Raw genomic sequence first — 23,003 nt, 5'->3', positions numbered from 1 at the left:
TCCGCTCACAGGTCGAACCGCAACTGGCGGTCTTGCCCGACACCCGGCTCGGGGTCGCGGATGAAATGGCCCGCACTATCCCTTCGGCTGGCGTGTTTATGCACGATGGTTTGCGCAGCCTGGCGAAAGCCATCGCGCTTGCGCACGGCCCAGACCGCATCGCGCGCGGCGCGGGCGGCCCGTTTCACATCGACCATCGGTTCAGGATAGGCACGCCCCAGCACCCGGCCCGCATTGGGCCATCGCCACGGCTCTTGCAGGTACTCATCCGGCAGCTCGGCCAGCTCGGGCACCCAGCGGCGGGTGAACGCCCCGGCCGGGTCTTGATCGTGGCCCTGCTTGACGGGGTTGTAGATGCGGATCGTGTTCATCCCCGTGGTGCCGGATTGCATCTGCACCTGGCTCCAGTGGATACCCGGCTCGTAATCGGTGAAAAGCCGCGCCAGCACCGGCCCGGTTGCGCGCCAGTCCAGCCACAGGTGATACGAGGCCACGGCCATCACCATGCTGCGCATGCGGAAATTCAGCCAGCCGGTGTGGTTGAGATAGCGCATGCAGGCATCGACAAAGGGCAGCCCCGTCTGCCCCGTGGCCCAAGCGTGCAGGCGCGCGGCATCGGTGTCGCGCGGGCGCAGCCCTTCGTAGGCGGGGTGCAGGCAACGCCATTCGATATCCGGCTGATCCTCGAGCTTTTGCATGAAGTGATCGCGCCACGCCAGCCGCGATTGGAACGACTTGACCGAACCGTGCCAGCCCTTTTGTCCCTTTATCGCGCCCGCGCGGGCGGTGGCTGCCTGCGCCGCCTCGCGCCCCGACAATGAGCCAAAGGCCAGATGCGGCGACAGGCGGGAACAGGCGGTTTCCCCCGAAAGGGGCGAGGACATGGCGCTGCGATACGCACGCCCGCGTTCGTGCAGAAAGCTGTTCAGCAGGGCCAACCCGGCCGCGCGCCCACCCGGTTGACGCCCAGGGCATGGATCGGGGGCCATCCCCAGCGCGGCGGCACCGGGCATGGCGTCGCTTGCCACGCCGGAAACAAGGCGCATCCCCCGTGGCAACACCTGCGGCTGCCGAACGAAACGCTCGCGCCGCGCGGCCCAGCCATCCCGCCCCGATAGCCGGCGCACCACGCCCGATTGCGGCAATTCGTGCCATGCCACGCCCTGCCCGCGCGCCCAGCGGGCCACGGCCCTGTCGCGGGCATAGGTCCAGGCGTTGCCGGTTTCCTCGTGACTGACAAGCTGGCGCGCGCCGTGATGCCGGCGCAGTTCTTCCAGCACGCCGGGCGCGTTGCCGACCCGGATGACCAAGGCCCCGCCAACCCCCTGCACCTCGGCGCTCAATTCCTTCAGACATTCGCGCAGAAAGGCGTATTGGCGCCCCGAGGCATCGGTCTGCCGCCACAATTCGGGTTCGATGATGTAAAGCGGAATGACCGGCCCCAGCGCGGCGGCACGCGCAAGGGCCGGGCTGTCATGCAAGCGCAAATCGCGCTTGAACCAAAAGATCACCGGGCCTGTCATGGCCGGTGAAATAGGCGCGAAACACCGCGCGGAAAGGGATCAATCGGCGGGCACCTCTTGGCCGGTCCGGCCGTCGATCTGCGTTGCGGGTGTTTCGGGCGACTGGCCATTGATGACAAGCCAGCCCACGAACAACACCAACAACAGCGCGGCAAAGCCGATCGCCCCCTTTATGCCCAACAGCGCGGGCTTGTGGTTTTCCTGCTGTTTTTTCACGTTCGTATCGGGTGCCGACATCCTTCTGTCCTCCGTTTCCTGCCGGGCTGCCCCTGGCTTTCCATTGAAGCCCCGTCAGCATCGCTCTAACGTAACGGGCAAACCCGGAATTCCCTTATCGGAGCGCCCCGCGATGAAAGACGCCTCTCCCCAGACCATTTATTTGTCCAACTACACACCGCCAGCTTTCCTGGTTGAAAAGGTCGAGCTTACCTTTCACTTGAACCCTGAAAAAACACGAGTTGTCAGCAAGATAAAGTTCATACCTAATCCTGCGTCACAATCGGGTGAGTTCTTTTTGCACGGCGAGAACCTGACGCTGGTGAGCGCGCGTATCGACGGGCAAGAGGTCACACCTACGATTACCGAGACCGGCCTGACCTGCGCGGTGCCCAACGCCCCCTTCACCTGGGAGGCCGAAGTCGAGATCAACCCAGCCGCCAATACCGCGCTTGAAGGGCTTTACATGTCGAACGGCATGTATTGCACCCAATGCGAGGCCGAGGGATTTCGAAAGATAACCTATTATCCCGACCGCCCCGACGTGATGGCCCCCTTTAGCGTGCGCATCGAGGGGCCCCACCCGGTGCTCTTGTCGAACGGAAACCCGACGGGCGCGGGCGATGGCTGGGCCGAATGGCACGATCCGTGGCCCAAGCCCGCCTATCTTTTCGCGCTGGTGGCGGGTGACCTGGTCAACCATCCCGACACGTTCACCACCAGGTCGGGCCGCAAGGTCGACCTGAACATCTGGGTACGCCCCGGCGACGAGGGCAAATGCGCCTTCGGGATGGAGGCGCTGAAGAAATCCATGAAATGGGATGAAGACGTGTATGGCCGCGAATATGACCTGGACGTATTCAACATCGTGGCTGTCGACGACTTCAACATGGGCGCGATGGAGAACAAGGGGCTGAACATCTTCAACTCGTCCTGCGTTTTGGCAAGCCCCGAAACCAGCACCGACATGAATTTCGAGCGGATCGAGGCGATCATTGCGCACGAGTATTTCCACAACTGGACCGGCAACCGCATCACCTGCCGCGACTGGTTCCAGTTGTGCCTGAAAGAAGGGCTGACCGTGTTCCGCGACAGCGAGTTCACCGCCGACATGCGCAGCGCGCCGGTAAAGCGCATCTCTGACGTGATCGCCCTGCGCGGCCGGCAGTTCCGCGAAGATAACGGCCCCCTGGCCCACCCCGTGCGGCCCGACAGCTTTGTCGAGATCAACAACTTCTACACCGCCACCGTTTACGAAAAGGGCGCCGAACTGATCGGGATGCTGAAACGGCTGGTGGGCGACGATGGCTATGCCAAGGCGCTTGATCTGTATTTCGACCGCCATGATGGCGATGCCGCCACGATCGAGGATTGGCTGAAAGTGTTCGAGGATGCCACCGGCCGCGACCTGACCCAGTTCAAGCGGTGGTACGAACAGGCCGGCACCCCGCGCCTGAAGGTAACAGATGACTTCAAGGATGGCACCTATACCATTAATTTCGAACAGGAAACGCCGCCCACGCCCGGACAGCTCAGGAAAGACCCTCGGGTCATCCCCATTGCCGTGGGGCTGCTGAACCCGAACGGCGACGAAGTGGTGCCCACAACCATGCTGGAGATGACCGGGGCGAAACAAAGCTTCAGCTTTGACGGGCTGGCCGCACGGCCCGTGCCCTCGATCCTGCGTGACTTCTCGGCCCCCGTGATCGTCCAACGCGACAGCACCAATGACGAGCGCGCATTTCTGCTGGCCCATGACACCGACCCTTTCAACAAATGGGAGGCCGGACGCGACCTGGCGCGTGACGTGCTGATCGGCATGGTGCGCGACGGGGCCGCACCCGACGACGGATACCTGGAAGCAATGCACGCGATGCTGCGCGATGACAGCCTTGACCCGGCGTTCCGCGCCTTGGCGCTTGGCCTGCCCAGCCAGGACGATATTGCGCAAACCCTGCACGAAACCGGCGCCACGCCCGACCCGCAGGCAATCTGGGATGCGGGCCAGACCTTGCGACAGGCGATGGCGCAAAAGATGCAGGACACGCTGCCGCGCCTATACGCCCAACACCAGGTCAGCGCGCCCTACGCACCCGACGCGCAGCAATCAGGCGACCGGGCGCTGGCAAACGCGGTGCTTGGGTTGCTTACGCGGCTCGATGGCGGCGCGCAGGCGCAACGCCAGTACGACGCGGCCGACAACATGACCCAGCAACTGGCCGCCTGGGGCTGCTTGTTGCAGGCGGGCAAGGGCGATGCCGCCACCGCCGCCTTTTTTGACCAGTGGCAAGATGACCGGCTGGTTGTCGACAAGTGGTTCAGCCTGCAGGTTGTCCATGCCGACCCGGCCGACGCGGTGGAAACCTGCGCCCGCTTGACCGAGCACCCGGATTTCAACTGGAAGAACCCCAACCGTTTCCGCGCCACGTTGGGCGCTTTGGCGATGTCGCCCGCGGCCTTTCATCGGGCCGACGGGGCGGGTTATGCGCTGCTGGCAGATTGGCTGATCCGGCTTGATCCGGTGAACCCGCAGACCACCGCCCGCATGTGCACGGCCTTCGAGACCTGGGCCCGGTATGACAGCACGCGGCAGGCCCATGCCAAGGCCGCGCTGGAACGGATACTGGAAACGCCCGAACTCAGCCGCGACACGACCGAGATGGTCAGCCGCATCCTGGGGCAATAGGGACGCCCCGAATGGCTCGCGCGACCCTGTGGCCCGTGTCGGAAAAGGCATCCGGTATCCCGCCCATGCCGGCGGGCGTGCGATGACCCTTGCCTATCACCGCACGGGGCGCGCGCGTCGCAACGTGGTGGCACTGGCCCTGGTCTGGGCCGGGCTGCTGGGGATGGTGCTGCTCTTCGGCGCGGCGGCCTGGATCGTGCTGTTCTTGTGGCTGTTTTCCCTGCCGCTCGCGTGGGAGGTGTGGCGCAACCCCGAAAGCCGGCTGACGCTGGATAGCGACACGCTGGCATGGCACGGCATGATGGGCCGCGACGCCGTGCCCCTGTCATTGATCGACAAGGTCCGCTTTGATCGGCGGCTGGACCTGTCGATGCGCGTGACACTGGTGCTTGAGGACGGGCGCAAGATTCGCCTTCCCCATGACGTGTTGCCGCCGCCTGAACGGCTGGAGGCGGCCTTTCAGGCCCATCGCATCGCGACCGAGCGGAACCCGTTTTCGCTGCTGGGCTAGGCCTCGTCACCATCGGGCGCGGGCCGCTCAACGGCCACCAGGCCCAGCTTGCGCGCGGCGGCCAGCGACAGGATACCCGAATCCAGCCCCTCGGGCGCCTGGTAGCGGCGCACCGCCGCGCGGGTGCGCGCATCCATCTCGCCGTTAGGGGTGCCCCGATAATGCCCGCGCACCGCAAGCGCACGTTGCAGGCTCTGCACGAAATCCGGTGTCAGCACGCTTTCGCAAGGGGTTTCGAACCATGTCTCGCGCCGCTCCTTGACGATCTTCTGGCGTGTCTCGGTGCGATAGACCGGCGAGGTCGTAACCGCGCCATCGGCCGAAATCTCGGGCGGCTGCACCATGACCTGCTCGGTCACGGTTTCGATCACGGCGGGCGTTGCTGTCTTGCCCCAGCAGGTGCCCGGCGCGGCGCCCGGCGGCGCCGCCTGGAAGAGGCGTGTCACCTCGGGTTCGCCCGTGGGCAAGGGCAGCGTCGTCTGGCAGGCGACAAGCGCCGGCAAGACCGCCAGCAGGCAAAGACGATGGACCGTGATGCACATCTACTCAACACCTCGTTTCAGGCCTCTTGCAGGGCAATTCGGCGCAATCTACCCGGTTTTCGACGGTAAAGAAAGCGTGCCGTCCGTATCGACAAGACGATCGAGCAATTCCGAGATATCCTCGATTTCTTCGGCGATGACATGGGTCACCCCTGCCTCGCGCTGCAGCCGGCCGGTGACGCGCAGCAACCGCCCCGCGATGACCGCGCGGCGAAAGCGTTCATACATCTTGCGCCAGACGATGACATTGACCACGCCTGTCTCATCCTCGAGCGTCAGGAAAATCACCCCCTTGGCAGTGCCGGGGCGCTGACGCAGGATGACCAGCCCCGCCACCGTCACCCGCGCGCCCTGCGGCGGGCGATCCAGCCAGGCGGCGACAAGTGCCGCGGGCGGGCGCGGCCAGCCTTGCGAGGAAACGGTATCAGGCATGAATTGCATGAGAACATAAATAGAACAAATGTGATTTCATGCAAGCGTGATATTACACCGGTGCAAAAGGGGGTGGAACGGGCCGCGCCGCTTGGCTAGGAACGGCCAGACACCGCATGAGGGGAGAGCACATCAGATGGCCAAGATCACCTATATCGAGCATAACGGCACCGAACATGTCGTCGATGTCGCCAATGGCATGACCGTCATGGAAGGCGCGCGCGACAACAACATTCCGGGCATCGAGGCCGATTGCGGCGGCGCCTGCGCCTGTTCGACCTGCCATGTCTATGTCGATCCCGCCTGGGTGGAAAAACTGCCCGCCAAGGACGACATGGAAGAGGACATGCTCGATTTCGCCTATGAGCCCGACGCCGAACGCTCGCGCCTGACCTGCCAGTTGAAGGTCACCGATGAGCTGGACGGGCTTGTGGTGCACATGCCCGAAAAACAGATCTGATGGCGCGCGCCGCAGGGATCATCGCCTGCTGCGCAGCGCTTTTCGCCGGAACATCCGCGCGCGCCGATCTGGCAATAGAACAGGCCGGGTTCGACGCCCCCACCACCCATTATGCCCATGCCGTTCTGGGTGATGGCGTGGAATATGGCGCCTTGGTGCTACGGCTGACGGATGGGCAGCGCGTGACGCTGCGCTTTGCACCGGGCACCCGCGTTTTCGAGGATATCGCCCCCCGCCTGTGGGACGTGACCGGAGACGGCGCGCCCGAGGCGATCGTCGTCGAAACCGACCCGGCACGGGGCGCGCAGCTATCGGTTTACGGCCTGCGGCCCGATGGCGGTGCGGCCAAGCTGGCAGCCACGCCGCATATCGGGCAGCCCAATCGCTGGCTTGCGCCAGTCGCTGCGGCCGACCTGGATGGCGATGGCCGGATCGAGATCGCCTATGTCGACCGTCCGCACCTGGCCAAGCGGCTGCGAATCTGGCGGTTTGACGGGGGCACATTGCGCCACGTGATCGACCATGACGGGCTGACCAACCACAAGATCGGGTGGGATTTCATCCCCGGTGGCCTGCGCGATTGCGACGATGGCCCGGAATTGATCACCGCAGATGCCGGGTGGCAAAACGTGATGGCAACGCGGTTCGATGGCCGGTCGGTCTCGACGCGGGCGCTTGCCCCCTATGCCGGGCCGGAAAGCCTGGCCGCCGCGCTGCGCTGCGACTGATCACTCGCCCCACGCGCGGCGCCCGTTGGCGATGTCAGCCCTTGAGCGCGCGCCAGCCGATATCGCGGCGGCAAAACCCCTCTGGCCAGTCGATGCCATCGACCATCTCGTAGGCGCGCGTCGCCGCCTCCTGCAAGGTGGCGCCACGCGCGGTCACGTTCAGCACGCGCCCGCCATCGGCCAGTATCTTGCCGTCCTTCGCGACGGTGCCGGCATGAAACACGATCGCGCCGCTGCTTTCGGGCATTTTATCCAGACCGCCGATCTCGCTACCTTTTTCATACGCGCCGGGATACCCCTGCGCAGCCATGACCACCGTGATGGCATGGTCATCCGCCCAGTTCACCCGTGCCTCGCTCAGCCTGCCCTCGGCGGCCGCATGCATCAGGTCAAACGCCTGCGCGCCCAGCCGCATCATCAGCACCTGCGCCTCGGGGTCGCCGAAACGCACGTTGTACTCCACAAGGCGCGGCTGGCCATCCTTGATCATCAAGCCGGCATAAAGCACCCCCTGGTAGGGCGTGCCGCGCCGCGCCATTTCGGCCATCGTGGGTTTTACGATCTCGTCCATCGCCTTTTGCGCCACCGCATCGGTCAGCACCGGCGCGGGCGAATAGGCGCCCATACCGCCGGTGTTGGGGCCGGTATCGCCTTCGCCGACGCGCTTGTGATCCTGCGCGGTGCCGATGGGCAGAACGTTTTCCCCATCACACAAGACAAAGAACGACGCCTCTTCGCCTGTCATGAATTCCTCGATCACCACCTCGGCCCCGGCGGCGCCGAATTCACCGGCAAACATGTCTTCGATGGCGGCCAGTGCCTGCTCTTCGGTTTCGGCCACGATCACGCCCTTGCCCGCGGCCAGGCCATCGGCCTTGACGACGATGGGCGCGCCCTGCGCGCGAACGTAGTCGCTTGCCGCCTGCGCGTCGGTGAAATGGGCGTAACGCGCCGTGGGCGCTCCGGCGGCATCGCAGATTTCCTTGGTGAAACCTTTCGACGCCTCGAGCCGCGCCGCCGCCTTGCCGGGTCCGAACACCAACAGGCCCGCGTCGCGCAGCCGATCAGCCACGCCCGCGGCCAAGGGCGCCTCGGGACCGACGATGACAAACTCGATCGCCTCTGCCTCGCAAAAGTTCACAACCTCGGCGCCATCCTCGATGTCGAGGCTTGCACATTCGGCCATCTGCGCGATCCCCGCGTTGCCCGGCGCCACCACGAGGCGGTCGCATTTGGGGTTCTGCAGCACGGCCCAGGCCAGTGCGTGTTCGCGACCGCCGCCGCCGAGGATCAGGATGTTCATGCCGCGCACTCCGTCTTGGCCTTGTCTGCCGCGCGTTCTAAGCTGACCCTCAACCAGAGGCAAGCGAGGCACCATGTCCGACCTGATCGACGAGCCGATTCCCGGCGTGAACGAGCCTGAATACACCGTCACCGAGATATCGGGCGCGATAAAACGCGTGATCGAGGGCGAATTCAGCCATGTCCGAATCCGTGGCGAGGTGGGCCGCGTCAGCCGCCCGCGTTCGGGCCATCTTTATCTCGACCTGAAGGACGACAAGTCGGTTCTGAACGGGGTCATCTGGAAAGGGGTGGCCGGCCGTCTGTCGGTGCAGCCCGAAGAGGGTATGGAAGTGGTGGCCACCGGCCGCATGACCACCTTTGGCGGGCAGTCGCGCTACCAGATCGTGATCGAGGATATAAAACCCGCCGGCATGGGCGCGCTGATGGCGATGCTGGAAAAGCGCAAGAAGGCGCTGGAGGCAGAGGGCCTTTTCGCGCCCGAACACAAGCGCCCCCTGCCCTACCTGCCGGAAATCATCGGGGTTATCACCTCGCCCTCGGGCGCGGTGATCCGCGATATCCTGCACCGCCTGCGCGACAGGTTTCCACGCAAGGTACTGATCTGGCCCGTCGCCGTTCAGGGCGAGAATTGCGCCCCCGAAGTGGCCCGCGCCATCGCCGGGTTCAACGCGCTGACGCCCGGCGGTGCGTTGCCCCGGCCCGACCTGCTGATCGTGGCGCGCGGTGGTGGCAGCATCGAAGACCTTTGGGGGTTCAACGAGGAAATCGTGGCCCGCGCGGCTGCGGCCTCTGACATCCCGTTGATCTCGGCCGTCGGGCACGAAACCGACACCACGCTGATCGACTATGTCTCGGACAAGCGGGCACCGACGCCCACGGCGGCGGCCGAGCTTGCGGTGCCCGTGCGGTTGGAGCTTTTGGCCTGGGCAGACCAGCAGGGTGCACGGCTGTCGCGCGCGCTGACGCAAACCATCGGGCTGCGCGGGCAACGCCTGCGCGACATGGCCCGCGCCCTGCCCCGGCCTGAAACCCTGCTGGACGGGCCGCGCCAACGGTTCGACCGCGCCGCCGACCGGCTGCCCCTGGCGCTGACCGGCATGGTGCAAAAGCGCCGCGTGCAATTGTCGGAAAGCGCGGGCAGCCTGCGCCCGTCGCTCTTGTCGCGGCAATTGGCCGAACAACAACGCCGGCTGGCCGCCAGCGCACCGCGCCTTGGTGCCGGGCTGAGCGCCACGGTTGAGCGCAAGCGCGAGGCCCTGGGCCGGCGCACCGACCGGCTGAGCATCGGGCCGATCCGGCGCAATGTCGCCCAGCAGCGCGATCGCCTGGGCGATCTGTCGCGCCGCCTGTCCAAGGCGGGCACCGCACAGACAGACACCTGGCGCAAGCAGGTCGATGCGCTGGACCGCCTGCGCGAAACGCTTGGCTACAAGGCGACGCTGCAACGGGGCTATGCCGTGGTTCGCGGCGATGGCGACGTGGTGACAACGGCCAAGGCCGCGCGCAAGGCAACCGAGTTGGAGATTGAATTTGCCGACGGGCGGATCAGCGCGGGCAAGGCGCCGGGCACGGGCGGTGGCACGAAATCCGGCCCGAAACCAAAGCCCAAGCCCCCTGAACAGGGCAGCTTGTTCTAGGCGCGGCGCGGTGGCCTGAGCGGCCACCGCCCCCGGTGTTACAGGCCCAGCTTGGCCTGCACGATGTCGTTCACGGCCTTGGGGTTTGCCTTGCCGCCAGTGGCTTTCATCACCTGGCCCACGAACCAGCCAGCAAGTTTCGGGTTCACCTTGGCCTTTTCCACCTGCGCGGGGTTATCGGCGATGATCTGGTCAACCGCCGCCTCGATCGCGCCGGTATCGGTGACCTGTTTCATGCCCCGGTCTTCGACGATCCGGGCCGGGTCACCGCCTTCGGTATAGACGATCTCGAACAGGTCCTTGGCGATCTTGCCGCTGATGTCGCCCTTGGCGATCAGGTCGATGATACCGCCCAGTTGCCCCGGCGACACGGGGCTATCGGTGATATCCTTGTCATCTTTCTTCAGGCGGCCGAACAGCTCGTTGATGACCCAGTTGGCCGCCATCTTGCCATCGCGCCCCTCGGCCACTTGCTCGAAATAGTCGGCATTGGCGACCTCGGCAGTCAGCACGCCGGCATCATATTCCGACAGCCCCATCTCGGTGACGAAGCGCGCTTTCTTCTCATCCGGCAATTCCGGCAGCGACGCGGCGATATCATCGACCCAGGCTTGCTCGATCTCCAACGGCAGCAGGTCGGGATCGGGGAAGTAGCGGTAATCATGCGCCTCTTCCTTGGACCGCATCGAGCGCGTCTCGCCCTTTTCCGGGTCGTAAAGGCGGGTTTCCTGCACCACCTCGCCGCCGGCTTCGACGATGGCGATCTGGCGGCGCGCCTCGTATTCGATGGCCTGCTGGATAAAGCGCATCGAGTTCATGTTCTTGATCTCGCAGCGCGTGCCGAGGTGGCTGAAATCCTGGGTTTCCTGGTATTTCTCGTAATCGCCCGGGCGGCAGATCGAAATATTCACGTCGGCGCGCAGGTTGCCGTTCTGCATGTTGCCATCACAGGTGCCCAGGTAACGCAGGATCTGGCGCAGCTTGGTGACATAGGCGGCCGCCTCCTCGGGGCCACGGATGTCGGGGCGGCTGACGATCTCCATCAGGGCCACGCCCGTGCGATTGAGATCGACAAAGGACATCGCCGGGTCCATGTCGTGGATCGACTTGCCCGCGTCCTGCTCCAGGTGAATCCGCTCGATCCGCACCTTGCGCGCAACGCCGGGGGCCATATCGACCAGGATCTCGCCTTCGCCCACGATGGGATGATAAAGCTGGCTGATCTGGTAGCCCTGCGGCAGGTCGGGGTAGAAGTAGTTCTTGCGGTCAAAGGCCGACCAAAGGTTGATCTCGGCTTTCAGGCCCAGCCCGGTGCGCACCGCCTGCGCCACGCAGAAATCGTTGATGACGGGCAACATGCCCGGCATCGCCGCATCGACGAAGGCCACGTTGGAATTGGGTTCCGCGCCGAACCGGGTCGAGGCGCCGGAAAACAGCTTGGCATTGCTGGCGACCTGGGCGTGCACCTCCATGCCGATCACCAGTTCCCAATCGTGCTTGGCCCCGGCAATTACCTTGGGTTTCGGGGTTTCATAGGTCAGGTCGAGCATGGCAGACGCCCCTTTGTCAGACGGTTGATCGCGGTTCTAGGACAGCACCGCGACAGGAGCAAGGGGATAGGCGCGCGGCGACTGTCTAGCCACCCAGCGGTTCCAGCGCGACGCCTTTTCGCGTGATGACCACGCGCATGCCGCTACGCAGCTCGGGATTGAAGTGACGACCGATCCGGCGCAGCGCCACGTCGCGGCCGAGGCGCATCAGTTCATCATGCGCCAAGGGCTTTGAGCCGTGCGGCTGCGCCGCCGCCGCCCAGACCAGCGGGTAAACCTGGTGCAGATGGCGGCGCAAGATCCAGCCCAGGGCGCCGCGCAGTTCTCTGGCGGTGTGGGCGGTATCGGGGTGCTCAAACCGCGGCTGCGTCAATGTCACCGCGCAAAAGGCCGCCAGTTGATTGGCCACATGCTGATCGCTGCGGCGCTTCAGGATGTCGCGCAACGCGTCGATGAAACAAGGCACGTCCAGCCGCACCAAGGCGCGTGAGTCGAGCGCGATGGCATCAAGGTAGACCCATGCATAGGCGCCCATTCCCCAGATATCGCCGGTGCGCGCCAAGGTGCGCCGTGCCTCATGCTCTAGCTGGTCATAATCGCCGTACCATTGCGGCAGCAGGAATTTACCCAGCGCGCGCATGTGAACCGGGTTGCCTGGGTCGAGGTCGATCAGGTCTTCGTAATCATCCGCAATACGGGCCTGCGGCGTCCGGCTGGCGGCCAGCAGGCTGCACCGTGCGGCAGCCAGCGCGGGGCTATTTTCGGCAAAGGCATCGAACCGATCAAGAATTTCACCCGCGGTATCGAAATGGCGATGAAACGTCTGCATGTGCTTTTCCGGCACTTTCGATTGCGGCCCCTGCCCGCGCGCTGCCCTGCCGATATCTATGTGGGTTTGCACGATCACCAGCGCGACGCCGTAGTCATCCGGGTGATCCTCGCACGCTTCTTGCAGCGCCCACACCCCGTCGCGCGGCGCGTGCGCGGGCATCAGGGTCGGGTCGGAAAGCACGGTCTCAATCGGCCCCACCACGTCGGCGCGGGCGCCACGGCTTAACAAATCGGCCAGCGCGGCGCCGGCCTCGGTGCTGGTCCGGCCCCGGTCGTGGTGCCGAATCTCCTGGCCCAGGGTTTCCCACATCTCCTGGCGAGCCAGGAACTGACCCCGCGAGTGCAGGCGCCGGGCTTCGACATCCCCGGCGGTTTCCTCGACAAGCTCGACGCTTACACCCGCGTCATCGCGGCGCGCCAGGCGGTGGTCGCGCCGAACGATGCTTGGCAAGGCCGGCATGGGCAGCGCCCGACGCAGCGCGGACAGGCCCAGGCCAAGGCGTTCAAATGGTTGTGGCAGCAGATCGCTCATGAAAATCCGTCACAGTGTTGCCGGGCGAACAAGCCGCACAAGTCGGGCTGAAACGTGGCAATGAAGGGGAGATTGCAGGACAACATCGGGTCATCTTTGTTGCCTTGCCGGGCGCGGGCCGGCACACTCGCCAAATGATGCGGCGCTGGATCATAGCTTTTTGCCTTTTTCCCGGGCTCGTCCTGGCACAGGGCGAACATGACGGGCTGCGCCCGCCTGCCCGCGACGACGCGTTGCCCCGCACCCAGTGGGAGCATCGCGGCGACGCGCCGCTATGGACCCGCGCCGTGCTGTCGGCCTTGCGCGGCCACGGAGCGGCGCTGACGCGGGTTGTGCCGCGCGATATCGACACGTGGTGCCCCGCCTATACCAGTGCCGATGCGCAGCAACGCGCGCAATTCTGGGTGGGCTTTCTGTCCGCACTGGCCAAATACGAAAGCACCTGGCGCCCCGAAGCCGTGGGCGGCCGCAACCAGTGGTACGGTTTGTTGCAGATCCTGCCAGCCACCGCGCGTGGCTACGGCTGCCGCGCGGGGTCCGGCGCGGCGTTGCAGCACGGCCCCTCGAACCTGAGCTGCGCAGTCCGTATCCTGGCGGTGACAGTGCCACGCGACCGCGCCATCGCGCTGCGTGACAGCCGGTGGCGCGGCGTGGCGGCGGATTGGGCACCGATGCGCTCGGCAACGAAACGGCGTGACATGGCCCGCTGGCTGCGCGGGCAGAGCTATTGCAAGCCGCTATCGGCCACACGGCCCCGGTTGCGCCCGTTCTGACCACGCCCGCGCCGGCCTAGCCCCCGCTGGATTCGCAAAAGCCATGTGGTGGCCTGTTTGGCCGCGCCCTTGCGCTCGACCATTTTGAACTAGGTGCTCCGGGCTGATCGGAAGCGTCGAAAAACGGGATCGGGCCCATGGTGTTAATTTTCATGCACGACCGCGCCCTGGCAACCCGGAACGAAAAAAGGGGCACCCTTCCGGATGCCCCTTTTGGCCGGTTAACTGTCGGATCGTGTCAGTCGGTCAGCGATAGGGCCACGAAACGCGGGTCGCCCGCGCGGCGCACCAAAAGCAGCAGCGACTTGCGCCCCGCCTCTTGCGCGGCTTCGACACGCTCTTGCAGATCGCTGACGCTGGCCAGTTTCTCCTGGCCCGCCTCGGTGATGACATCGCCTGCGCGCAGCCCTTTTTCATAGGCCTCCGAGGTCGCATCGACATCCATCACCACAAGGCCGGTGATGCTGTCGTCGAGATCCAGATCATCGCGCAGATCATCGGTCACGGGTGACAGGGTCAGGCCCATCATCTCGATCTCGGATGGCTCTTCCGGTCCGTCGCCCGGCTGAGCGGCGGGCACGGCACCTTCGGCCTCTTCGCGGCGGCCCAGCGTCACGCGCAGCGTTTCTGTATTTCCGTCGCGTAGCACCACCACGCGCACGGCCTTTCCGACCTCGGTGTCACCGACCTGGCGCACCAGGGCGCGGGTGTCCTCGACATCGCGGCCATCGAAACTCAGGATCACATCGCCCTGCAACACGCCCGCTTCCCTTGCCGGGCCGTCGGGCACGTCGGTCACCATGGCACCACGCGCGGTGTCCAGCCCGTCGATCGCATCGACCATATCGGGTGTCACGTCCTGGATGCGCACGCCCAGCCAGCCGCGCCGGGTCTCGCCGTATTTCTGCAACTGGTCGACAACATTGACCACCACGTTCGCCGCCATAGAAAACCCGATCCCGATTGACCCGCCATTGGGCGACAGGATCGCGGTATTCACGCCGATCACCTCACCTTCCATATTGAACAGCGGGCCGCCCGAATTGCCGCGGTTGATGGCGGCATCGGTCTGGATGTAATCGTCATACGAACCACGCAGCGCACGGTTGCGGGCCGAAACGATGCCGGCACTGGCAGAAAAGCCCTGCCCCAGCGGGTTGCCCATCGCCATCACCCAGTCGCCAACGCGCATGGTGTCGCTGTCGCCGAAGCTGACGAATTTCAGCGGTTGGTCGGCCTCGACCTTGAGCACGGCAATATCGGTGTTCGGGTCGGTCCCGATCACCTCGGCGGGCAGTTCGGTCATCGGCTGGCCATCGCCGGGGAAGAACTCGATAAGGATCTCGTCGGCGGTTTCGATCACGTGGTTGTTGGTGACGATATAACCGTCTTCGGAAATCACGAAGCCAGAGCCCAGCGCCGACGACCGGCGTGGCCTGTCGCCTTCGCCCTGGCGGTCACGGAATTCACGAAAGAAATCTTCGAACGGGCTGCCCTCGGGCACAATCGGGTTCGGGCCACCGGGGGTGGCAACAACGGTCGACGTGGTGATATTCACCACTGCCGGGCTGACCCTGTCGGCCAGGTCGGCAAAGCTTTCGGGCATGCGCGCCTGTGCAGACAGCGTCTGCGCCAGCATGAAAAGCACGGCCAAAAGCGTCAGCCACATGGCGCGCAGCGCCGGCATGGCGGGGTTTCGGGTTTTGCTAAGAGCTTGGGTGGTCACGCCAGTTTCTCCTCTGGGTTACCGTTTTGAATTATTCATATCTTCCATGTAGGACGCCGAAGTTACAACACAAAGGGTGTTACGCCCTGTCAAACCACTGTGACGCGCCGTGACGGGTTTGTGAAGGCTCCGTTCAGGCGCCAAGGGTCTTGGCCACCCAAACCAGCACGACACCCAGCAGCATCGCAAGAAGGCCGACATTGCGCCGCATCGTGTCGGGCAAGGCGCGCAATATCTCAAGCATCTGTTCAACAAGCGAAGGGGCCAGCGCATAGGCCAGCCCCTCCACGATCAGAACCAGCCCTAGGGCCAGAAATGCCGTTTCGATCATTCCGTTTCTTCGCTCGGCGTGGCGCGTTGCTCGATTTCTTTGTTGTTACGCTCAAGCTGTTCGCGCGCCTCTGCGGGCAGATCCTCGGACAGTTCCGATTTCGGCGCAAGTTCACGCAGTTCATCGGTGCTCATCGTCTCTACCGCTTCGGCCAGCAGCCCCTCGGCACGAATGGCGCCGAACATGGCCGAGATGAAATCGCTGTCCGGGGTCAGCACGATGGTCGAGTTATCGGCGTTCAAGCTGCGCTCGAACGCAGCGAGCGAGCGGTAAAAGCCAAAGAAGGCAGGATTGCCACCATAGGCTTGCGCAAAGATCCGGTTCCGCTCGGCATCGGCCTCACCACGGCGGATTTCCGCCTCGCGCTCGGCTTGCGACACGGTTTCCACAACCGTTCTGTCCGCCGCGGCGCGCACGCGCTGTGCGGCCTCGTTACCGCGGGCGATTTCGTCGGCGGCTTCGCGTTCACGCTCGGCCCGCATCCGGGCAAACGTCGCTTCGAGGTTCTGTTGCGGAAGGTTCGTCTGCTTCAGCCGCACGTCGACCACTTCAAGCCCGAGGCCCTCGGCGGATGTCCGTGCCTGGGCGCGGATGCGCAGGGCAAGATCGCGGCGCTGCGCCGATAGGATCGTGTCGGATGTCACCTGATCTGCACCCAGAACCTCACGGATCTGCGCGTTCAGGATCGAGGACAGGCGATCCTCGGCGGCGCGAATGCCACCCACGCCAACCGCCTGCCGGAACTGAACGACATCACGGATGCGATACCGTGCGAAGGCATCGACCACCAGGCGGCGGTCATCGGAGGGTGTAACCTCGATCGTGTCGGTATCAAGCGACAGGATACGGTCGTCATAGCGCACGACTTCCTGGATCAGCGGGATCTTGAAACCAAGGCCGGGCTCTTCGCGCACCTGCTGGATCTGGCCGAACTGCAGCACCAGCACTTTTTCACGTTCATCCACGATGAACAGCGATGACATCGCGACGACCGCGGCAATCACGACGACTGGTATTAGGAAAGCGGTCTTTTTCATCAGTTATCTCCCCGGTTCGCACTACCGCCACGCAGCTCGTTCAGCGGCAGGTAGGGCAGAACCCCGTTGCCACCCTCGCCCATGTTGTCGTCGAGCAGGATCTTGTCGACATTGCCAAGGGTGCGTTCCACTGTCTCCAGGTAAAGGCGGCGTTGTGTAACCTCGGGTGCAGAGTTGAATTCGTTTGCCACGGCGACGAAACGGCTGGCTTCACCGATCGCCTCGTTGACCACGCTGGCACGGTAGGCTTCGGATTCTTCCAGGATCTGCGCACCCTGGCCGCGTGCTTCGGCCAGAACCCGGTTGGCGTAGGCATCGGCCTGGCGTTGCAGCCTGTCGCGCTCCTGCTCGGCGGCCTGCACCTCGCGGAAAGCGTCGATCACGGCTGACGGCGGGTCGGCCCGGTCAAGGTTCACACGAACGATATTGATGCCGCTGTCATAGTCATTCAACGTTTCCTGGATGTTTTGCAGGGCAGTATCTGCAATCAGGCCACGATCGCGGTTCAAGATCGGCGCCAGGTTCGACGCCGCGATGATTTCGCGCATGACCGATTCCGACACCGCCTGCACCGTCAATTGCGGATCGCGGATATTGAAAAGCAGCTTGGACGGGTCGGCGATGTTCCAGACAACCTGGAAATCGATGTCCACGATGTTGGCATCGGTCGTCAGCATCAGCCCGTCATTGTCGTTGCCGCGACGCAGGCCCACATTCTCGGTCCGCTCCGAAGTGACGTTGATCACGTCATAGGTGACAAACGGCCACGGCGCGAAATTCAGACCGGGATTGCCAATCGAGGAATAGGCGCCAAGGAACAGTTCAACCGACTGTTCTTCGGGCTTGACGGTGTAAAAGCTGGAAAAGGCCCAAAGCCCAACCGCCAGCAACCCGCCAATGGCAAGGCTGCCACGGCTGAATTGCGGGCCACCCGACCCGCCGCTGCCGCCGCCCTGGCCATTGCCGCCGCCGCGCCCGCCCATCAGCACGCGCAGCTGCTCTTGGCCCTTTTTCATCAATTCGTCGATTTCCGGGATCTGGGGGCCGTCATCTTCGGGGCGACGCCCGCCGCCCCCGTTTTGCCCACGGCCGCGGTCGTCACCGCCACCCCTGTTTCCGCCGCCGCCCCATGGGCCGCCAGAATTTCCAGCCATCTACCTGAGTTCCCCTCTGTGGTCGTGTGTCTTTGTATTGTGCATTACCTGTGCAGCCCGGCGCAAATTTCAAGCCGTCCGAACTGGTTCTCGCATCGTCACGATCTCTTCCGTCATGGTCGGGTGAACCGCCACGGTGCGGTCAAAATCCTCTTTCGTGGCGCCCATCTTCACCGCGATACCCGCCAGTTGAATCATCTCGCCCGCGCCGGGCGCGACGATATGACAGCCCAGAACGCGGCGCGTATCGGCGCAAACGATCAGTTTCATCAGCACCCGCTGCGCGCGCCCCGCGAAGGCTTCGCGCATCGGCTTGAACGAGGTGGCATAAACCTCGATCGGGCCGTGGTCACGCGCCTCTTCCTCGCTCATGCCCACGGTGCCCATCTCGGGCTGGGTGAAAATCGCCGTCGGGATCAGGTCATGATCCACGGGCGTTGGGTTGCCATTGAAAACCGTCTCGACAAAGGCCATGCCCTCGCGGATCGCGACGGGCGTCAGGTTGACGCGGTCGGTCACGTCGCCAATGGCATAGATCGACGGCACGCTTGTCTGGCTGTACTCGTCCACCAGCACCTCGCCCTTGCGACCCAGTTCAACGCCCAGATCCTGCAGCCCCATATCGGCGGTGTTTGGGGTGCGGCCGGTGGCAAACATCACCTGGTCGAAATGACGCTCGGTGCCGTTCGTCGCCTTGACGCGGATACGACCGTCATCCTCCTTGTGCATCTCCAGGATGTTCGTTCCAAGGTGCAGGTCGATGCCGTTTTGCTGCATCTCTTCGGAAACAAGACCGCGCGCTTCTTCGTCGAAACCGCGCAGTATTTGCGCACCGCGGTAATATTGGGTGACGTTCACCCCCATACCGTTGAGGATGCAGGCAAATTCGCACGCGATATACCCGCCGCCCAGGATCAGCATGGAGCCGGGCAGGTCATCCATGTGAAACACCTCGTTCGAGGTAATGCCCAGCTCGGCGCCGGGGATGTCGGGGCGCATCGGCCAGCCGCCCATCGCCAGGAGAATGTGCTTGGCCGTCTTGCGGCTGCCATCCGACAGCTCGACCGTATGCGCATCCGCCAGCCTGGCGCGCGCGTCAAATGTCTCAACGTCGTTGTTGCCCAGGATATTGCGATAGACACCTTCCAGGCGGTCCAGTTCGGTATGCATCTTCGACTTGAAGGCCGACCAGCTGAATTCGCCGATCTGCGCCTCCCAGCCATAGGCTTTCGCGTCTTCGACATAGCCGGGGTATTCGCTGGCGAAAACCATCAGCTTCTTGGGCACGCAACCGCGCTGCACGCAGGTACCGCCATAGCGGTCTTCTTCGGCCAAGGCGACCCTCGCCCCGCCCTGCGCCGCAACCCGCGCTGCACGCACCCCGCCCGAACCGCCACCGATCACGAAAAGGTCGTAGTCAAAGCTCATGGTGTGATCCCTTTGCTTTCGTTGGGCGAAGGTATTTCACAAGCGACACGGGAAAGCCAGAGAAGAGGCCGCGATTCACCCGGATCAAGGGCCCGGGGCCACCGCCCGTCGCGGGCATTTGCACCGCCTTGAAACCGCACGCCAAACGGGCGCCGACGCGGCCTGTCAATCAAGGTCGGTAAACAGGTTCTCGTTTTCCACGAAATCAAGCCGGTCGGTTTCCACCGTGCCCTCGTTAATGTCACGGGTTTCCACGCGACCATCGCCGTAGCCCACGATCACCACGTCGCAAATGTCGATGAACAGCCCGTTTTCCACCACGCCCGGCACCTGGTTCAGCACCATCGACAGCTGCCGCGCATTGCCGATGCGGTTGAGATGCAAATCAAGAATATGATTGCCCTCGTCGGTGACAAACGGCGTGTCGCCATTCATCCGCAGCGTCACGCTACGCCCCAGCACATCCATCGATATCAGCATTTCCTCGACCAGCGCCTTGGTGGTCTGCCAGCCAAAGGGGATCACCTCGATCGGCAGGGGAAAGGCGCCGAGCGATTCGACCTCCTTGCCGACATCGGCGATCACGATCATCTGGTCGCTGGCAGTGGCCACGATCTTTTCTTGCAGCAAAGCGCCGCCGCCGCCCTTGATCAGGTTCAGATCGCCGTCGAACTCGTCCGCGCCGTCGATCGTCAGGTCAAGCCAGCGCGCCTCGTCCAGGCTGATCACCTCTATTCCCACTTCGCGCGCCAGCGCGGCGGTGCGTGTCGATGTCGGCACGCCGCGAATCTTCAGCCCGTCATCGCGCACCATTTCGCCCAGGCACCGCACCATCCAGGCGGCCGTGCTGCCGGTGCCCAACCCCACGCGCATACCATCCTCGACATAATCCACCGCCCGCTTGGCAGCGACGAACTTGGCCTTGTCGATGGGCGACAACTCTCCGGTCATGGGCGCGACTCCTTTCGGGCGTTTGCGGCCTTATAGGGGCTTGCGCGGCGCGTGGGTAGGGGCAATGCGCCGCGCCATGCAACCGCAATCGCCACCCGTGCAAAGCCCGACCGCAAGGGGCCCGATTGCGGGCGGACAGGCCAGGGCTTGCATGGATGCACCCAAGTCGTTTGAAATGCCGCCCAACAATTCACCCCCGGTCCGCGATGGCGGAGGCGCCGGCCAGGCCGTCGCTTTCGCGCTGGCCATGCGGCGCAGATTCCGTCATCGTCGGCCAGGCTGCGCGAAAGGGTTAGGCGATGTTCCTGTCGGTTCTCGATCTCTTCAAGGTGGGTGTCGGACCGTCTTCGTCCCACACGATGGGGCCCATGGTGGCGGCCGAACGGTTCCTTGACGCGCTGCGCGCCGCGCCATTCCAGGCGCATGGCCTGCGCGCCTCGTTGCATGGCAGCCTGGCCTTTACCGGCGTCGGCCACGCCACCGACCGCGCGGTCATCCTGGGACTGGCCGGGTTTTCACCCGCAACCTACGACGCATCCCGCGCCGAAGAGACGCTTACCCACATCAACGGCACCGCCCGGATCGAGGCCCCAGGCCTCGGCACGCTCCGCTTCGATCCGAAAACCGATCTTGTCTTCGACTACGACCACCCCCTGCCCGGCCACGCCAACGGCATGATCGTCATGGCAACCGACCCGCAGGGCGACGTGATCTTGCAAGAAACATACTACTCCGTCGGTGGCGGTTTCGTGATGACCGCCAACGAACTGGCCGCCGGCCGCGACCATGATGACGGCCCGCCCGTGCCCTACCCGTTCAAATCCGCCGCGCAGATGCTGGACATGGCCGCCCGGTCAGGCAAATCGATCGCCCAGATGAAACGCGCCAACGAGATCGGCCGCATCGGAACCGAGCGGCTCGACAGCGGGCTGGCCCGTATATGGCAGGTCATGAACGACTGCATCGACCGCGGGCTTGAGGCCGAAGGTATCCTGCCCGGCGGGTTGAACGTGCGCCGCCGCGCCCGCGCCATCCACGAAAAGCTGCAGGCCGAGCGCGGCATGAACCTCACCGCGCCGCACGTGATCAACGACTGGATGAGCACTTATGCCATGGCCGTGAACGAGGAAAACGCAGCCGGCGGCCAGGTTGTGACGGCGCCCACCAACGGGGCGGCGGGCGTGGTCCCGGCGGTAATCCGCTACTGGCTCGATCACGTACCGGGCGCCCGCGCCGCGCGTGTCGACGAGTTCCTGCTGACCGCGGCGGCCATCGGCGGGCTGGTGAAATTCAACGCCTCGATCTCGGGCGCCGAGGCCGGCTGCCAGGCCGAGGTCGGGTCCGCCAGCGCCATGGCCGCGGCCGGGCTTTGCGCCGTCCTGGGCGGCACGCCGGAACAGATCGAAAACGCGGCGGAAATCGCGCTCGAACACCACCTTGGCATGACATGTGACCCGGTAAAGGGCCTGGTGCAGGTGCCCTGCATCGAACGCAACGGGCTGGGGGCCATCAAGGCGGTGTCGGCCGCCAGCCTTGCCCTGCGCGGCGATGGGCAACATTTCGTGCCGCTCGATTCCGCCATCGAAACCATGCGCCAGGTGGGCGCGGACATGCACGAGAAATACAAGGAAACTTCGCTTGGCGGGCTGGCCGTCAACATCCCGAATTGCTGACGGGTCAGGCCCAGGGCAGATCGTCTCCCGGCAATACCTGCCCGAACACTTTCTCGCGGTGCCATTGCAGGTTGGCAGGGTGCGGCGCATCGCGCGGATCGTCGGGGCGCAACAACTTTCCGCCCGGCCGGATCAGCCGGTCCACCACCTCGTCAGGCACCTTGTTGCGTGACACGAGAATCGTTTCACCATCCCCAGCAACCGAGATCAGCCCGCGGTCGAACATCCAGTGCAGCGTCCCCGACAGGGCCAACCCGTTGCGCACCGCATCGCTGCCGCCCTGGGCGACCGGCTTGATATGCGCCGCCTGTACCTCGGGGCGCCCACCGCCATTGCGCAGTTGCAACCCCGACATCGCACAGCGATAGCCATAGGCCGCGCGAACCTTGCGCCGAAAGGCCACGTCACGATAGGCCCGACACGTCAAACGCTCCAGTACTGGGCGTTGAAACGGGGCCGGCGGCTCATCGATTTCATGGCCTGCGGGTGCATAGCGGAGTGCCTCGATCTGCTCTAGGTCCCACGGCAAACCCAAGTTTACGATCCGCGCGAATTCGTCGTCTGGCAAGGGCCGCACCGCGCGTTGCACGGCCCCACCTTTTTTCGGCCTGCCATCCGACTCGGAAAGGGCACGCTCCAGCGGCCTGCCGTCCACCAGGCGCGGCACGTTGCTATCGAAAGGCAGAAAGCTGCCCGGAGCGATCAGCGCCAGAAAACGCCCTGCCGACCCCGGTTTCTCAATGATACGCGCCACCTGTGCCACCGCGAAATACCCCCGATGACCGGCCTTGACCGGTTCGTAGTACACGACCCAGTCTCCCACCGCCTGCTCCATCGCCTTCAAGTAGGCGCGCGGGAAATCGTAAACGGCGTCCGGCTCATCCTCGTAGATCGAGTCCACCTTGTGCAGCAAAACCATCTTGGCCATGCTCCGATCAAATCCGGTTCGGCATGAAAAGCAAGCGCCGTCTTGCCCC

Annotated in this window: 21 protein-coding genes; 7 read left to right on the top strand and 14 right to left on the bottom strand. The window is 64.4% G+C overall.

What is annotated here, in order from left to right:
- Positions 1-5: 5 nt before the first annotated feature.
- Positions 6-1,523, bottom strand: a complete 1,518-nt coding sequence (locus M8744_RS01525; RefSeq protein ID WP_251408321.1) for an FAD-binding domain-containing protein — start codon at positions 1,521-1,523, stop codon at positions 6-8.
- Positions 1,524-1,562: 39 nt separating this feature from the next.
- Positions 1,563-1,760 carry a hypothetical protein gene (locus M8744_RS01520; protein ID WP_251408318.1) on the bottom strand — a complete coding sequence of 66 codons (198 nt, stop codon included), beginning with the start codon at positions 1,758-1,760 and terminating at the stop codon, positions 1,563-1,565.
- A gap of 112 nt (positions 1,761-1,872) precedes the next feature.
- Here M8744_RS01520 and pepN point away from each other — a divergent pair, with 112 nt between their 5' ends.
- Together pepN and M8744_RS01510 are read left to right on the top strand one after the other, a co-directional pair.
- Complete coding sequence (pepN, locus tag M8744_RS01515; protein WP_251408315.1) at positions 1,873-4,425, top strand: aminopeptidase N; 2,553 nt, start codon at positions 1,873-1,875, stop codon at positions 4,423-4,425.
- Positions 4,426-4,507: 82 nt separating this feature from the next.
- On the top strand, positions 4,508-4,936 hold the full coding sequence (locus M8744_RS01510) for a hypothetical protein (protein WP_251408312.1): 429 nt from the start codon (positions 4,508-4,510) through the stop codon (positions 4,934-4,936).
- On the opposite strand, the gene M8744_RS01505 is transcribed toward M8744_RS01510, so the two are convergent.
- A complete protein-coding gene (locus tag M8744_RS01505) occupies positions 4,933-5,478 on the bottom strand; it encodes a peptidoglycan-binding domain-containing protein (protein WP_251408309.1) in 546 nt (181 codons plus the stop codon). The two genes, M8744_RS01510 and M8744_RS01505, sit on opposite strands and share 4 nt — an antisense overlap.
- A gap of 48 nt (positions 5,479-5,526) precedes the next feature.
- Complete coding sequence (locus M8744_RS01500; RefSeq protein ID WP_251408306.1) at positions 5,527-5,919, bottom strand: OB-fold nucleic acid binding domain-containing protein; 393 nt, start codon at positions 5,917-5,919, stop codon at positions 5,527-5,529.
- A gap of 127 nt (positions 5,920-6,046) precedes the next feature.
- Here M8744_RS01500 and M8744_RS01495 point away from each other — a divergent pair, with 127 nt between their 5' ends.
- Together M8744_RS01495 and M8744_RS01490 are read left to right on the top strand one after the other, a co-directional pair.
- Positions 6,047-6,370, top strand: a complete 324-nt coding sequence (locus M8744_RS01495) for a 2Fe-2S iron-sulfur cluster-binding protein (protein ID WP_251408303.1) — start codon at positions 6,047-6,049, stop codon at positions 6,368-6,370.
- Entirely contained in the window at positions 6,370-7,098 is a 729-nt protein-coding gene (locus M8744_RS01490; protein WP_251408300.1) for an FG-GAP repeat domain-containing protein, read from the top strand. Before M8744_RS01495 ends, M8744_RS01490 begins: the two co-directional genes overlap by 1 nt.
- Before the next feature lie 34 nt (positions 7,099-7,132).
- On the opposite strand, the gene purD is transcribed toward M8744_RS01490, so the two are convergent.
- Positions 7,133-8,401, bottom strand: a complete 1,269-nt coding sequence (gene purD, locus M8744_RS01485; protein ID WP_251408297.1) for a phosphoribosylamine--glycine ligase — start codon at positions 8,399-8,401, stop codon at positions 7,133-7,135.
- Between the two features lie 73 nt (positions 8,402-8,474).
- On the opposite strand from purD, the gene xseA reads away from it, so the two are divergent.
- A complete protein-coding gene (gene xseA, locus M8744_RS01480) occupies positions 8,475-10,040 on the top strand; it encodes an exodeoxyribonuclease VII large subunit (protein WP_251408293.1) in 1,566 nt (521 codons plus the stop codon).
- A 38-nt stretch (positions 10,041-10,078) separates the two neighbouring features.
- On the opposite strand, the gene gatB is transcribed toward xseA, so the two are convergent.
- Both gatB and M8744_RS01470 read right to left on the bottom strand, forming a co-directional pair.
- Positions 10,079-11,590: an Asp-tRNA(Asn)/Glu-tRNA(Gln) amidotransferase subunit GatB gene (gene gatB, locus M8744_RS01475; RefSeq protein WP_251408290.1), complete on the bottom strand. Its 1,512-nt coding sequence runs from the start codon at positions 11,588-11,590 to the stop codon at positions 10,079-10,081.
- 85 nt (positions 11,591-11,675) lie between these two features.
- Complete coding sequence (locus M8744_RS01470; protein WP_251408288.1) at positions 11,676-12,953, bottom strand: hypothetical protein; 1,278 nt, start codon at positions 12,951-12,953, stop codon at positions 11,676-11,678.
- Between the two features lie 134 nt (positions 12,954-13,087).
- Between M8744_RS01470 and M8744_RS01465 the strand changes: the two genes are divergently transcribed.
- Positions 13,088-13,726 (top strand): transglycosylase SLT domain-containing protein, encoded by a 639-nt coding sequence (locus M8744_RS01465; protein WP_353049781.1) that lies wholly within the window; start codon positions 13,088-13,090, stop codon positions 13,724-13,726.
- Between the two features lie 238 nt (positions 13,727-13,964).
- Here M8744_RS01465 and M8744_RS01460 read toward each other — a convergent pair whose 3' ends face one another.
- The 6 genes from M8744_RS01460 to rpiA form a co-directional block, all read right to left on the bottom strand.
- Positions 13,965-15,413, bottom strand: coding sequence for a Do family serine endopeptidase (locus tag M8744_RS01460; RefSeq protein WP_251409992.1), 1,449 nt, complete (start codon positions 15,411-15,413; stop codon positions 13,965-13,967).
- A 172-nt stretch (positions 15,414-15,585) separates the two neighbouring features.
- Positions 15,586-15,783, bottom strand: coding sequence for a DUF2065 domain-containing protein (locus M8744_RS01455; RefSeq protein ID WP_251408286.1), 198 nt, complete (start codon positions 15,781-15,783; stop codon positions 15,586-15,588).
- The gene (gene hflC / locus M8744_RS01450) at positions 15,780-16,820 is read right to left on the bottom strand and encodes a protease modulator HflC (RefSeq protein WP_251408284.1); all 1,041 of its coding nucleotides are present in this window, start codon (positions 16,818-16,820) and stop codon (positions 15,780-15,782) included. The genes M8744_RS01455 and hflC overlap by 4 nt, the downstream gene beginning before the upstream one ends.
- Complete coding sequence (gene hflK, locus M8744_RS01445) at positions 16,820-17,974, bottom strand: FtsH protease activity modulator HflK (RefSeq protein WP_251408282.1); 1,155 nt, start codon at positions 17,972-17,974, stop codon at positions 16,820-16,822. The genes hflC and hflK overlap by 1 nt, the downstream gene beginning before the upstream one ends.
- Positions 17,975-18,043: 69 nt before the next feature.
- Positions 18,044-19,402, bottom strand: a complete 1,359-nt coding sequence (gor, locus tag M8744_RS01440) for a glutathione-disulfide reductase (protein ID WP_251408279.1) — start codon at positions 19,400-19,402, stop codon at positions 18,044-18,046.
- 165 nt (positions 19,403-19,567) lie between these two features.
- Positions 19,568-20,353, bottom strand: coding sequence for a ribose-5-phosphate isomerase RpiA (gene rpiA, locus M8744_RS01435; RefSeq protein WP_251408276.1), 786 nt, complete (start codon positions 20,351-20,353; stop codon positions 19,568-19,570).
- A gap of 299 nt (positions 20,354-20,652) precedes the next feature.
- Here rpiA and M8744_RS01430 point away from each other — a divergent pair, with 299 nt between their 5' ends.
- The gene (locus M8744_RS01430) at positions 20,653-22,026 is read left to right on the top strand and encodes an L-serine ammonia-lyase (RefSeq protein ID WP_251408274.1); all 1,374 of its coding nucleotides are present in this window, start codon (positions 20,653-20,655) and stop codon (positions 22,024-22,026) included.
- A gap of 4 nt (positions 22,027-22,030) precedes the next feature.
- Here M8744_RS01430 and M8744_RS01425 read toward each other — a convergent pair whose 3' ends face one another.
- Positions 22,031-22,954 (bottom strand): HNH endonuclease, encoded by a 924-nt coding sequence (locus M8744_RS01425; RefSeq protein WP_251408271.1) that lies wholly within the window; start codon positions 22,952-22,954, stop codon positions 22,031-22,033.
- Between the last annotated feature and the right edge of the window lie 49 nt (positions 22,955-23,003).

This window comes from Lutimaribacter degradans (assembly GCF_023703375.1).
GTDB classification, from domain to species: domain Bacteria; phylum Pseudomonadota; class Alphaproteobacteria; order Rhodobacterales; family Rhodobacteraceae; genus Lutimaribacter; species Lutimaribacter degradans.
This window is presented reverse-complemented; position numbering and strand designations above follow the sequence as displayed.

Excerpts from the sequence above, each read along its gene's own strand:
- M8744_RS01525 (WP_251408321.1), bottom strand. The coding sequence starts at position 1,523 with ATGACAGGCCCGGTGATCTTTTGGTTCAAGCGCGATTTGCGCTTGCAT.
- M8744_RS01520 (WP_251408318.1), bottom strand. The coding sequence starts at position 1,760 with ATGTCGGCACCCGATACGAACGTGAAAAAACAGCAGGAAAACCACAAG.
- pepN (WP_251408315.1), top strand. The coding sequence starts at position 1,873 with ATGAAAGACGCCTCTCCCCAGACCATTTATTTGTCCAACTACACACCG.
- M8744_RS01510 (WP_251408312.1), top strand. The coding sequence starts at position 4,508 with ATGACCCTTGCCTATCACCGCACGGGGCGCGCGCGTCGCAACGTGGTG.
- M8744_RS01505 (WP_251408309.1), bottom strand. The coding sequence starts at position 5,478 with ATGTGCATCACGGTCCATCGTCTTTGCCTGCTGGCGGTCTTGCCGGCG.
- M8744_RS01500 (WP_251408306.1), bottom strand. The coding sequence starts at position 5,919 with ATGCAATTCATGCCTGATACCGTTTCCTCGCAAGGCTGGCCGCGCCCG.
- M8744_RS01495 (WP_251408303.1), top strand. The coding sequence starts at position 6,047 with ATGGCCAAGATCACCTATATCGAGCATAACGGCACCGAACATGTCGTC.
- M8744_RS01490 (WP_251408300.1), top strand. The coding sequence starts at position 6,370 with ATGGCGCGCGCCGCAGGGATCATCGCCTGCTGCGCAGCGCTTTTCGCC.
- purD (WP_251408297.1), bottom strand. The coding sequence starts at position 8,401 with ATGAACATCCTGATCCTCGGCGGCGGCGGTCGCGAACACGCACTGGCC.
- xseA (WP_251408293.1), top strand. The coding sequence starts at position 8,475 with ATGTCCGACCTGATCGACGAGCCGATTCCCGGCGTGAACGAGCCTGAA.
- gatB (WP_251408290.1), bottom strand. The coding sequence starts at position 11,590 with ATGCTCGACCTGACCTATGAAACCCCGAAACCCAAGGTAATTGCCGGG.
- M8744_RS01470 (WP_251408288.1), bottom strand. The coding sequence starts at position 12,953 with ATGAGCGATCTGCTGCCACAACCATTTGAACGCCTTGGCCTGGGCCTG.
- M8744_RS01465 (WP_353049781.1), top strand. The coding sequence starts at position 13,088 with ATGATGCGGCGCTGGATCATAGCTTTTTGCCTTTTTCCCGGGCTCGTC.
- M8744_RS01460 (WP_251409992.1), bottom strand. The coding sequence starts at position 15,413 with ATGCCGGCGCTGCGCGCCATGTGGCTGACGCTTTTGGCCGTGCTTTTC.
- M8744_RS01455 (WP_251408286.1), bottom strand. The coding sequence starts at position 15,783 with ATGATCGAAACGGCATTTCTGGCCCTAGGGCTGGTTCTGATCGTGGAG.
- hflC (WP_251408284.1), bottom strand. The coding sequence starts at position 16,820 with ATGAAAAAGACCGCTTTCCTAATACCAGTCGTCGTGATTGCCGCGGTC.
- hflK (WP_251408282.1), bottom strand. The coding sequence starts at position 17,974 with ATGGCTGGAAATTCTGGCGGCCCATGGGGCGGCGGCGGAAACAGGGGT.
- gor (WP_251408279.1), bottom strand. The coding sequence starts at position 19,402 with ATGAGCTTTGACTACGACCTTTTCGTGATCGGTGGCGGTTCGGGCGGG.
- rpiA (WP_251408276.1), bottom strand. The coding sequence starts at position 20,353 with ATGACCGGAGAGTTGTCGCCCATCGACAAGGCCAAGTTCGTCGCTGCC.
- M8744_RS01430 (WP_251408274.1), top strand. The coding sequence starts at position 20,653 with ATGTTCCTGTCGGTTCTCGATCTCTTCAAGGTGGGTGTCGGACCGTCT.
- M8744_RS01425 (WP_251408271.1), bottom strand. The coding sequence starts at position 22,954 with ATGGCCAAGATGGTTTTGCTGCACAAGGTGGACTCGATCTACGAGGAT.